10 protein-coding genes are annotated in these 11,739 nt (G+C 60.3%); 6 read left to right on the forward strand and 4 right to left on the reverse strand.

Annotated elements, in window-relative coordinates; all coding sequences use genetic code 11:
* Positions 1–123: 123 nt before the first annotated feature.
* Positions 124–897: an alpha/beta hydrolase gene (locus ACW9JC_RS11885; RefSeq protein ID WP_416126552.1), complete on the reverse strand. Its 774-nt coding sequence runs from the start codon at positions 895–897 to the stop codon at positions 124–126.
* A 113-nt stretch (positions 898–1,010) separates the two neighbouring features.
* On the opposite strand from ACW9JC_RS11885, the gene ACW9JC_RS11890 reads away from it, so the two are divergent.
* A complete protein-coding gene (locus tag ACW9JC_RS11890; protein ID WP_457455109.1) occupies positions 1,011–2,450 on the forward strand; it encodes an HD domain-containing phosphohydrolase in 1,440 nt (479 codons plus the stop codon).
* Between the two features lie 3 nt (positions 2,451–2,453).
* Here ACW9JC_RS11890 and ACW9JC_RS11895 read toward each other — a convergent pair whose 3' ends face one another.
* A complete protein-coding gene (locus ACW9JC_RS11895) occupies positions 2,454–2,963 on the reverse strand; it encodes an Lrp/AsnC family transcriptional regulator (protein ID WP_338581207.1) in 510 nt (169 codons plus the stop codon).
* Between the two features lie 164 nt (positions 2,964–3,127).
* Between ACW9JC_RS11895 and ACW9JC_RS11900 the strand changes: the two genes are divergently transcribed.
* Positions 3,128–4,144, forward strand: a complete 1,017-nt coding sequence (locus ACW9JC_RS11900; RefSeq protein ID WP_457455110.1) for a 1-aminocyclopropane-1-carboxylate deaminase — start codon at positions 3,128–3,130, stop codon at positions 4,142–4,144.
* Positions 4,145–4,276: 132 nt separating this feature from the next.
* A complete protein-coding gene (locus ACW9JC_RS11905; protein ID WP_457455111.1) occupies positions 4,277–4,741 on the forward strand; it encodes a transketolase in 465 nt (154 codons plus the stop codon).
* A 28-nt stretch (positions 4,742–4,769) separates the two neighbouring features.
* Here ACW9JC_RS11905 and ACW9JC_RS11910 read toward each other — a convergent pair whose 3' ends face one another.
* On the reverse strand, positions 4,770–5,162 hold the full coding sequence (locus tag ACW9JC_RS11910) for a hypothetical protein (RefSeq protein ID WP_457455112.1): 393 nt from the start codon (positions 5,160–5,162) through the stop codon (positions 4,770–4,772).
* 44 nt (positions 5,163–5,206) lie between these two features.
* Between ACW9JC_RS11910 and mdeB the strand changes: the two genes are divergently transcribed.
* Both mdeB and ACW9JC_RS11920 read left to right on the forward strand, forming a co-directional pair.
* Complete coding sequence (gene mdeB, locus ACW9JC_RS11915; protein WP_457455113.1) at positions 5,207–7,906, forward strand: alpha-ketoglutarate dehydrogenase; 2,700 nt, start codon at positions 5,207–5,209, stop codon at positions 7,904–7,906.
* A 39-nt stretch (positions 7,907–7,945) separates the two neighbouring features.
* Positions 7,946–9,181: a dihydrolipoyllysine-residue acetyltransferase gene (locus ACW9JC_RS11920; protein WP_457455114.1), complete on the forward strand. Its 1,236-nt coding sequence runs from the start codon at positions 7,946–7,948 to the stop codon at positions 9,179–9,181.
* Positions 9,182–9,227: 46 nt separating this feature from the next.
* On the opposite strand, the gene ACW9JC_RS11925 is transcribed toward ACW9JC_RS11920, so the two are convergent.
* Positions 9,228–10,544, reverse strand: a complete 1,317-nt coding sequence (locus tag ACW9JC_RS11925) for an L-fuconate dehydratase (RefSeq protein ID WP_457455115.1) — start codon at positions 10,542–10,544, stop codon at positions 9,228–9,230.
* 101 nt (positions 10,545–10,645) lie between these two features.
* Between ACW9JC_RS11925 and ACW9JC_RS11930 the strand changes: the two genes are divergently transcribed.
* The gene (locus ACW9JC_RS11930) at positions 10,646–11,593 is read left to right on the forward strand and encodes a LysR family transcriptional regulator (RefSeq protein WP_457455116.1); all 948 of its coding nucleotides are present in this window, start codon (positions 10,646–10,648) and stop codon (positions 11,591–11,593) included.
* The last annotated feature ends 146 nt before the right edge of the window (positions 11,594–11,739 follow it).

The following is an 11,739-nucleotide window of genomic DNA, read 5'->3' on the forward strand; positions in this document are numbered from 1 at the left end:
TGAGCGTTGGATGAGGTAGCAAGACATTAGCAGAAATCGGATTGACGTCAGTTGCTCCACAACACGAAAGACGCACGCGCTCACGCGGTGCGTCTTTTTTCGTTTGAGGTTCTGCTCTCGGTGTTATTGAGCTGCCACCTGGCTCTTGTGGACCGCCTGAATGATCACTTTGGCAACATCGCCCGGACGCGATTGCTGAGGTACATGGCTCGATTTCAGCTCGGTGACTTGCGCGCCGATTTTCTTGGCGAATGCGCGCTGCAAGTCGGGCTGGATCATGTGGTCTTCAGCCGCTACGACGTACCACGACGGTTTGCCTTTCCAGGCTGCGACGCTGGTTTTGTCGTCAAACGCCGAGGCGCGAATCGGTCCCTGCGTAGCCGCCATGATTGCGGTCTGCTGTGCAGGCAGGTCCTGGGCAAAACCTGTCGCCATGCCTTGCGGGGTCATGTAGAGAAAGCCGTTTTTGTCGGCGGCAATGTCTTTCACGCCGGACGGCGCCGGGTAGTCCTTGCCCAGGTCTTTGCTGGCTTGACCGGCATCCGGCGCGAACGCGGCGACGTATACCAGGCCGCTGACCTTCTTGTCGGTGCCGGCCTGACTGATTACCGTACCGCCCCAGGAGTGCCCGACCAGGACCACGTTGTCGCCCTGGTTGTTCAAGACGCGCTGGGTCGCCGCCACGTCATCGGCCAGCGAGGTCAACGGGTTTTGCACCACGGTGACCTTGATGCCTTCAGCTTGCAACAGCGGAACGACTTTGGCCCAGTCGGAGCCATCGGCGAAGGCGCCGTGTACGATGACCACCGAAGGTTGCGCGGTGGCGGCATGGCTTGCTGCGGTAAACAGCGAAGCGGTCATGGCGAGAGCGAGGGCGAGCGTCTTGGGTTTGAACATGGTCAAATCTCCTGTTTTTGGTGAGGTCCAGTTTCATCAATGCCCGCAGGTTCAGGTATCGGTCGTTTATCCGAGGCGAACGAATAATTTTCAGCGATTGTATGGAGTGCGTTATGCCGGACCGTGACCGCATCGAGCTCGAAGGCGCCATCCTGGCCTTGTCCATGGTCGGTGACCTGAGCATGGGGCAGCCCTTCGACCAGTCACGTCGCACCGCGCGGCTGGCACGGATGCTCGCGCAGTCCTGCAACGGGGCTGGCGATCATCTGGAGATCGCACGGCAGGTGGCGCTATTGCGCTGGTCGGGTTGTACCGCCAACGCCGAGGGCTTCACGCGGTTGCTGGGCGATGACGTCGGCGGGCGTAACGCCATGCTCAGCCAGACACTGAATGCCGCCGGGCAACGGGCGATGCGCAAAACCACGCCCCTGGCGCAAATCCATTGCGAAGTGTCTGGGGATATCGCCCGTACGCTGGGGTTGAATGCAGCGGCTGAGCACGGGTTGCGTCATGTGTTCGAGCAGTTTGATGGCGAAGGCCGGCCGTTTGGGCTGCGACACCCCGAGGTGCCGGAGGTGGTGTATCAGGTGTTGCTGGCCGGCGATCTGGAAATCATGTCCCGGGTTCACGGTCTGGAGGCTGCGCTGGAGTGGATCAAGACCCGGGCTGATCGTCGTTATCCGGCCTCGCTGGCCGCCGAGATTTCGCGCCATGCCGAGGACTGGTTGCAACAACTGCGCACACCACTAGCGTCTGCATCAGGCGCGAGCAGCAATGGCGCGACAGTCTCGCTCACGCTGGTCAGTGACGTGATCGATCTCAAGCTGCCGTGGCTGGCGGGCTATTCGCGGCGTGCGTCGGAACTGGTGCGGGAGGCCGGCAGATTGTCGGGGCTCACAGAGTCATCGGTTGATCAGTTGGGCAAGGCCGCGCTGATTCACGGCATCGGCCGGGCTGCGGTGCCCAACCGAATCTGGAACACCCCAGGTGCATTGCTTGACGGTGATCTCGAACAGGTGCGGCTCGTGCCTTACTGGACATTGCGGGCCAGCACCCAGGTGCCTGAACTGGTTGCGCCGGGTCAACTGGCTGCCCACGCTTATGAACGCCTCGATGGCAGCGGCTATTTCCGCAGCCTGAACGGTGATGCCCTGCAAACCGAACATTGCCTGTTGGCAGCGGCGCTGGCCTGGCAAGCGTTGATCTCCGACCGACCGTGGCGGCCGGCACTTAGTGCGCAAGAGGCAGAACAACTGTTGCTCGACGAAGCGGCACAGGGGCGTTTCGATGCACGTGCCTGTCAGGCCGTCATGGCGGCGGCCCGTGGCGAAAGCAGCGTGGCCCCCGGCAAGGCGAGCAGCGGCCCGCTGTCCGAGCGGGAGACGGAAATCCTGCGGCGTATCAGCATGGGCGGCAGCAACAAGGAGGTGGCGCGCCAGCTCGGCATCAGCCCAAGCACGGTGCGGACCCACGTCGAGAGCGTGTTCCGCAAACTGCAATGCACCACCCGTGCGGCGGCGACGCTCAAGGCACTGACATTGGGGCTGATCTGAGTTTCACAGAGGGATTTGCGGCGTCGACAGCACTTGACGCAATCCCATGAAAGAACGGATCTGCCGAACACCCGGCAGGTACAGCAACTGTTCTGCATGCAGGCGGTTGAAGCTCTGGCTGTCCTTGGTCCGCAGCAACATGAAGTAGTCGAATTCCCCAGTTACCACGTGGCACTCCATGCAGCCCGAGACCTTTTGCGCGGCGGCCTCGAAGGCGGCAAACGATTCCGGCGTGGAGCGATCCAGCACCACGCCGATCAACACCACCATTCCCGCATCCAGCGCTTCGGGGTCTAGCAGGGCGACGATGCCCTTGATCAGGCCGGCCTGTTTGAGCCGGTCGACGCGCCGCAGGCAGGCCGGCGGACTCAGTTTCACCTTCTCCGCCAAGGCTACGTTAGAGATCGAAGCATCTCGCTGCAGGGCCTTGAGGATGGCGCGGTCGGTGCGATCAAGCTGCATCGGCTCTGCGGCTTTCTCGCTGGCTTTCTTATGGTTGTTTGTTGCGTTCATTGTCGTCTACACGCAATTAAGTAAAGTTCTGGTTTGATCAGCAAAAATAATGCTTCATTTATTGGTGGAAACTTGCAACACAAATTTTCAGGTTTTTTCTTAAGATTGATTCATCGAAGCCCGCTGAAAGAGCTTGGATATCTCAACTTATAAGGAACAACGCCATGAACCTGAATCGCTTCAAACGTTATCCGCTGACCTTCGGTCCATCTCCTATCACGCCCCTCAAACGCCTCAGCGAACACCTGGGCGGCAAGGTGGAGTTGTATGCCAAACGTGAAGATTGCAACAGTGGCCTGGCCTTCGGCGGGAACAAGACACGCAAGCTCGAATACCTGATTCCCGAAGCCATCGATCAAGGCTGCGACACCCTGGTGTCGATCGGCGGCATCCAGTCCAACCAGACCCGCCAGGTTGCTGCGGTCGCCGCCCACCTGGGCATGAAGTGTGTGCTGGTGCAGGAGAACTGGGTGAACTACTCCGACGCCGTGTACGACCGCGTCGGCAACATCGAGATGTCGCGGATCATGGGCGCCGACGTGCGGCTGGATGCAGCAGGCTTCGACATCGGCATTCGACCTAGTTGGGAGAAAGCCATGAGCGATGTCGTGGAGCGCGGCGGCAAACCGTTTCCGATCCCCGCAGGCTGTTCCGAGCATCCCTACGGTGGCCTCGGTTTCGTCGGTTTCGCCGAAGAAGTGCGGCAGCAGGAAAAGGAACTGGGCTTCAAATTTGACTACATCGTGGTTTGCTCCGTGACCGGCAGCACCCAGGCCGGCATGGTCGTGGGATTCGCAGAGGACGGTCGTTCGAAGAACGTCATCGGTATCGATGCCTCGGCCAAGCCGGAAAAAACCAAGGCGCAAATCCTGCGCATCGCCCGCCACACCGCCGAACTGGTGGATCTGGGGCGCGAAATCACCGAAGACGACGTGGTACTCGATACGCGCTTCGCCTATCCCGAATATGGCCTGCCCAACGACGGGACACTGGAAGCGATCCGTCTGTGCGGCAGCCTCGAAGGGGTACTGACCGATCCGGTGTACGAGGGCAAATCGATGCACGGCATGATCGAAATGGTCCGTCGCGGTGAATTCCCCGAAGGGTCGAAAGTGCTTTATGCCCACCTGGGTGGCGCACCGGCGCTGAACGCCTACAGCTTCCTGTTTCGAAACGGCTAAGCGCAATAACTGTGGGAGCGAGCTTGCTCGCGATAGCGGTGTGTCAGCGACATCAATGTTGAATGTGACGACCTCATCGCGAGCAGGCTCGCTCCTACAGTGAACGGGACATCAATCCGCCGGAGTACCGCCATGCATGCCATTTCGCAATCCGCAACCTGGATCAAAGAGCCTCTGGCGGATGTCGGGGTGGTGATCGTCACCAGCGCCGCGCTGCCCAAGTACATGATTGACCGGTTGCACGTGGCAATCGACGACTGGGATCAGGTCGCTTACCTGGTGGTGACGCAACCCAAGGTGTTGATGCACGACTGGTTGCAAGTCAGTTCCGAACCGACGGAGCAGGTTCCGGCCTCCACCTGTCAGGCCACTCGATTGTTGAGTGGCGTATCCAAAGGCTGTTTTTTACTGGATGTCGAGATCACCCCGATACCCGGCCTGACCTGGCTGGGTTCGGTGTGCGGCCACCCGCTGCGTGTGATCAATCCGGGAACGCCGGCGCTATCCGGCGCTGCGATGGATAAGCAGGTGGAGGCCATTTTATCGATGGCCCGGACGCTGGCCAAAAGCGTGTTGCGAGAGCGTTGCGTCCTCTAGAAATCCCGCTGCCCATTCAACGGCTGAATCAACTATTCAAACAAGAAAGACAACGCCTATGAACCGATCCACCGACTACCGACATCAAGCCATGAAATGGATGCGCGAGCCGTCCAGTTGCACGCGCATCGTGGTCATCGCGTCCGGATTTGATAGCGACCATATTGACTTGATGCATCATGGTTTCAGCTGTTTCGACAACATCGCCCTTATGCAGGTAGACAGGGCTGACACTGGATCCGACAAGCTCGTCGAGGTGCAAACAACCCGCAGTGACTACAGTTTTGTAGTGTTCGGTCAGCTTGATGAACGTTTGCTGCACGGTAAGCCATGCGTCTACCACGTCACCCACGACACTTGGGCGGAGCGTTCCGTCATTGACGCGGTAGAACACGTCAAAAGCCTCGCCCGAGTCAGCCATTCACGCCACCTTGAAGCGTTACCCGACAGTTGCAGGAGATGCTCATGAACCCGTCCGATCATCACGCCCAATTGCCGGGCCAGGCCGCAGAAGACAGTGAGGAAATCGCCGAATGGCGGGACGCTTTGCTGTCGGTCATTGCCCATGGCGGCACTGCCCAGGCCAGACAGATCCTCGACATGCTGGTGGCGGTGGCGAGCAGCGCGGACATCGGCTGGCGGCCCAGCCATGGCACGCCTTACATCAACACCATAAGCGTCGAACGCCAGCCGGTCTTCCCCGGGGACCTGGCAATCGAGGAGCGCCTGGCGTCGATCATGCGCTGGAATGCCTTGGCCATGGTCGCCCGTGCCAACCACGCTTATGGCGAGTTGGGTGGCCACATCGCCAGTTACGCCAGCGCCGCCGATTTGTTCGAAGTGGGCTTCAACCATTTCTTTAACGCACGCACCGAAAGCAGCGGCGGTGACCTGGTGTTCTATCAACCGCATTCGGCACCGGGCGTCTATGCCCGCGCGTTTCTCGAAGGACGGCTCGACGAGCAGGACTTGCAGCACTATCGGCAGGAAATCGGCGCCCGCGCGAATGGTGCACGGGGTTTGTCGAGTTATCCGCACCCGTGGTTGATGCCGGACTTCTGGCAATTCCCGACCGGCTCCATGGGCATCGGCCCGATCAGCTCGATCTACCAGGCGCGATTCATGCGGTACCTGGACCATCGAGGCCTGCAAGACACCAAGGGTCGAACCGTCTGGGGTGTGTTCGGCGACGGTGAAATGGACGAGCCGGAAAGCATGTCGGCGCTGACCCTGGCCGCGCGCGAAGGGCTGGATAATCTGGTGTGGGTGGTCAACTGCAACCTGCAACGGCTGGACGGGCCGGTGCGCGGCAATGGTCGCATCATCGACGAGCTGGAAGCGCTGTTCGGCGGTGCCGGGTGGAACGTGATCAAACTGGTCTGGGGTTCCGATTGGGACGGTCTGTTTGCACGGGATGCCGATGGTGCGCTGGTCAAGGCGTTGTCCAGCACCGTCGACGGTCAGTTCCAGACGTTCGCGGCAAAGGATGGGCGATTCAACCGCGACCATTTCTTCGGCCAGAACGAGGCGTTGGCGCATCTGGCCCAAGGCTTGAGCGATGAGCAGATCGATCGCCTCAAGCGCGGCGGCCACGACATCGTGAAAATCCATGCGGCGTATCAAAGCGCGCTGCTCGAAGGCAAGAAACCCACGGTGATTCTGGCGCAGACCAAAAAGGGTTTCGGCATGGGCGACGCCGGGCAAGGCAAGATGACCGTGCACCAGCAGAAGAAACTCGACAAGGAAGCGTTGATCGCTTTCCGCAACCGCTTCAACTTGCCGCTGACCGACGAGCAGGCAGAATCCCTGAGCTTCTTCAAACCCGAGCAAGACAGCGCTGAAATGCGCTACCTGCACGAACGACGCCAGGCCTTGGGCGGCTACATGCCCGCACGGCCCACCACCAGCGAGTCATTGGCCGTCCCCGAGATCAACAGTTATGCCGGGTTCGCCATTGCCGCCGAAGGCAAGGAAATGTCCACCACCATGGCGTTCGTGCGCATGCTCAGTGGTCTGTTGCGGGACAAACAATTGGGGCCGCGCATCGTGCCGATCGTAGCGGATGAAGCGCGGACGTTCGGCATGGCCAGCCTGTTCAAGCAGATCGGGATTTATTCCAGCGTCGGCCAGCGCTATGAGCCGGAAGACATCGGTTCGATTCTCAGCTATCGGGAAGCGTTCGACGGCCAGATTCTGGAAGAGGGCATCAGCGAGGCCGGGGCGATCAGTTCCTGGGTGGCCGCGGCGACCAGTTACTCGGTGCATGGCCTGCCGATGTTGCCGTTCTACATCTATTACTCGATGTTCGGCTTCCAGCGCATCGGCGACCTGATCTGGGCGGCGGCGGATCAACGGGCCCGAGGCTTTCTGCTCGGGGCTACGGCAGGGCGCACGACATTGGGTGGGGAAGGGTTGCAGCATCAGGACGGCAACAGCCACCTGATGGCGGCGATGGTCCCCAACTGCCGCGCCTACGACCCGGCGTTCGCCGGTGAATTCGCGGTGATTCTCGATCACGGCATGCGTCAGATGCTGGAACGTCAGGTGGACGAGTTCTACTACGTCACCCTGATGAACGAAAACTACCCGCAACCCAACCTTCCTGACGGCGTCGAGCAGGCGATCATCAAGGGCATGTACCTGTTTGCCCGGCATGAATTCGAGGATGCCCGTGGCCGCGTGCAGTTGCTGGGTTCCGGCGCCATCCTGCGCGAAGTGATTGCCGCCGCCGAATTGCTGGCCAGCGACTGGAACATCGACAGCCAGGTATGGAGCGTCACCAGCTTCACCGAGCTGGCCCGTGATGCCCGTGAAGTGGAGCGCTGGAATCGCCTGCATCCGCAGCAACCGGCGCGCCAGAGCCATGTGCAAACGTCGCTCAACGACTCGGCGCCGATCATTGCCTGCACCGATTACGTGCGCGCCTTGCCGCAGTTGATCGGCAGTTATCTGGATGCCCGCTACACCGTGCTCGGCACCGACGGTTTTGGCCGCAGCGACACTCGCCACAGGCTGCGCGAGTTCTTCGAAGTGGATCGCCATCAGATCGTCTTGAGTGCGCTGACGGCACTGGTTCACGAGGGAACTCTGGACGCGAGCGTGTGCGCCGAGGCTATCGCCAGGTACGCCATTGACGTTGACGGCGTGGCGCCTTGGGAAGCCTGAAACCGGGCTTGGTGTGAGTCGAACTTTCAGGAAGTGTTTATGAAGAATGTGCGTGAAATTCGTCTGCCCGATATCGGGGACGCCAAGGATGTGGGCGTCATAGAAATCCTCGCCAAGGCGGGCGACACCGTGGTCGAAGGGCAAACCCTGATCATTGTCGAGACCGACAAGGCGTCCATGGAAATTCCATCGCCCCATGGGGGTGTGTTGCAGTCCTTGTCGGTCAGGCTGGACGACAAGGTCAGCGAAGGTTCGGCGATTGCCAGTATCGAGGTTGATCAGCCAGCGGCACAGCCTGTTGTCGAACCCGCTGATATTCCTGATGAGCCTGTGGTTGCGGCACCATTCGAGATTGTTGTCTCCACAACGGACTTGCCCCTGGCATCGCCTTCGGTGCGCAAGTTCTCACGGGAACTGGGTGTTTCACTGCAAAGCATCCGAGGGACCGGGCTGCGCAATCGCATCACCAAGGCTGACGTGTTGGCCCATGTAAAAGCTGCGCTGAGTGCTTTGCCTCAATCCGCCACGGCAACTCAGCCCTTGGGTGGCTTGCTGCCGTGGCCGGTGGTGGATTTCACCAAGTTCGGGCCAATTGAAAGCAGACCGCTGTCGCGAATCAGGAAAATCAGCGGCGCCAACCTGCATCGCAATTGGGTGACGATTCCTCACGTCACCAATCACGACGATGCCGATATAACCCAGCTCGAACAATTCCGCGTTCAGGTGAACAAGGAAAACGCCTCGGCCGGGGTGAAGATCACGTTGCTGGCGTTGCTGATGAAAGCCTGTGCGGCGGCGCTGAAGAAATTCCCTGAGTTCAACGCCAGCCTCAACGGCGATGAACTGGTGCTCAAGGGTTACGTGCATATCGGTTTCGCCGCCGATACGCCGCAAGGGCTGGTGGTGCCGGTGATCAGGGATGTCGATCAGAAAGGCATTCGGGCGATTGCAACGGAGATGTCGGAACTGGCGGCCAAGGCGCGGCAAGGAAAGTTGAGCGCTGCCGAAATGAGTGGTGGCTGCTTTTCCATTTCATCGTTGGGCGGTATCGGTGGAACCTACTTCACACCGATCATCAATGCACCGGAAGTGGCGATTCTGGGCGTGGGCAAGAGTGTCGAACGCCTGGCCCTGGAGCAGGGCGAAGTGGTCACGCGCAACATGCTGCCACTAAGCCTGAGTTGGGATCATCGGGTCATCGATGGCGCGGCGGCGGGGCGTTTCAATGCTTATCTGACGGGGGTGTTGGCCGATTATCGGCGGCTGGTTCTGTAGCATCCGGGTGCCACGCTGTAATGCAGCGGGCACCTTGGCGCAGCGATCAAGCGCGGCGGATGTCGACCCACACCGGGCCGTCGGGATACTGGTAACGCTCTAGGGTTTCGGCGGTCATTTCGATGCTGTAGCCAGGACGCTGCGGCGGCATGTAGCGGCCGCGGCGGATCACCACCGGATCGAGGAAGTGCTCGTGCAGGTGGTCGACGTATTCCAGAACACGGTTGTGCAGCGAGGCCGAGACGGCGATGTAGTCGAACAGGGCGATGTTCTGCACGTACTCGCACAAGCCGACACCACCGCCATGGGGGCAGACCGGCACGTCGAATTTGGCGGCCATCAGCAGCACGATCAGCACCTCGTTGAGACCGCCCAGGCGCGCCGCGTCCAGCTGGCAGAAATCCACTGCGCCGGCCTGGAACATCTGCTTGAACATCACCCGGTTGTGGCAATGCTCTCCGGTGGCGACGCCGATCGGTGCGATGCGCTGGCGGATACTGGCATGGCCGAGAATGTCGTCGGGGCTGGTTGGCTCCTCGATCCACAGCGGTTCGAACGCGGCGAGGCGGCGCATGTTGGCGACCGATTCATCGACGTCCCAGACCTGATTGGCGTCCATCATCAGGGTCCGTTCCCAGCCGATTTCTTCACGCAGAATCGTGGCGCGACGGATGTCGTCTTCGAGATTGGCGCCGATTTTCTGCTTGATGTGAGTCCAGCCATCCTCGACCGCTTCGCGGGCCAGTCGGCGCATTTTTTCTTCGCTGTAGCCGAGCCAGCCGGGCGCGGTGGTGTAGCCGGGATAGCCTTCGCGCAGCATGTGCGCCTCACGCTGGGCCTTGCCCGGCACTTGTCGGCGCAGCAGGGCGATGGCTTCTTCAGGGGTGAGCACGTCGGTGACGTAGCTGAAGTCCAGGCAACGCACCAGTTGTTCCGGCGTCATGTCGGCCAGCAATTTCCACACGGGTTTGCCTTCGTGCTTGGCCCACAAGTCCCAGACGGCGTTGACGATCGCCGCGGTGGCGAGGTGAATCACGCCTTTTTCCGGGCCCAGCCAGCGCAGTTGACTGTCGCCGACGGTGATGTTGTGCCAGAAAGCGCCCATGTCGGCGACGATCTCTTCCAGCGACAAACCGACCACCATCGGCGCCAGGGATTGCACCGCCGCCACACAGATTTCATTGCCACGGCCGATGGTGAAGGTCAGGCCGTGGCCTTCAAGGTTTGCCGGGGCGTCGGTGTGCAACACGACGTAGGACGCGGAGTAATCCGGTGCGCTGTTCATCGCATCGGAACCGTCGAGGGACAGCGAAGTGGGGAAGCGGATGTCGCGAACGCTCAGATGGGTGATTCGAATAGGCATGGCGGGCTCTTGTTCTTGAAGACCATTTGGAGACCCGACTGTAGGTCGACGAGCGATATGTGCATAATCGCGATTTCCTAAGCAGGGATACCGGATTTGATATGTCTTCCAGCCCAGAAGTCGCCACGCTCACGCCGAATAATTTCGGTGCCCTGAAAATTTCCAGCCGGCAGATCACCTTGCTTCATGCCTTGGGTGAGTTCGGCAACCTGCGCCGGGCGGCCGCGGCGATGCACACCACTCAACCTGCCGCCAGCTTGCTGTTGCAGCAATTGGAAGAGCGGCTCGGTGTGCGTCTGTTCGAGCGCTTGCCGCGTGGCATGCAGCCAACCCTGTATGGCGAAGTGATGATCCGCTACGCCCAGGGCGCGCTGCATGAGTTCGAGCATGCCCAGGCGCAGATCGCGGAACTGGCACGCGGAGCTGCGGGGCTGGTGCGCATCGGCAGTGTTATGGGACCGGTGCCCCGGCTACTGACAAAAGCGGTACTGGCGTATAAACGCGATTACCCCAAGGTGCGCATTTCGATTGAGATCGGGACCAGCGATACCTTGCTGCCGGCCTTGCTGCGCGGTGATTTCGATGTGGTGCTGGGGCGTTTGCCGGACCAGAGCGACAGTCAGGATCTGGCTATCGAGCTGTTCGATCAGGGTGAACAGATGCGCGTGATCGCCCGGGCTGGTCATCCGTTGGCGGGATCGTCGCCATTGCAATTGGCCGACTTGATCACGTTGACCTGGATCCTGCATCCCATCGGCAGCCCCATGCGTCGGCGGGTGGAAAGTGCCCTGAAGGCCGGCGGTATGGTGCAGGCGCTGGACATTGTCGAGACCGCTTCGATCCTGGCGACCACGGCGATGCTTGAGGCGTCGGACATGATTGCGGTGGTGCCCAATGATGTGGCCGAGCATTACGCGCGCTATGGGATGGTCACGGTTTTGCCGGTGGAGTTGCCGATTTCCATGGTCAACATTGGTTTGCTGACGTTGCGGTCTCGGCCTGGATCCGTGGTTTTGGATAGGTTGTTGAAGTATTTGCGTGAGCAATAATTTGAGTCGCCGAGGGGCGGGCGGATCAAAAGCAACTGCGCAGATGTATCACATCAAAATGTAGGAGCTGTCGAGTGCAACGAGGCTGCGATCTTTTGATCTTGCCTTGAAAAAACAACGTCAAAAGATCGCAGCCTCGTTGCACT

Source organism: Pseudomonas sp. SDO5591_S426, from assembly GCF_054070755.1.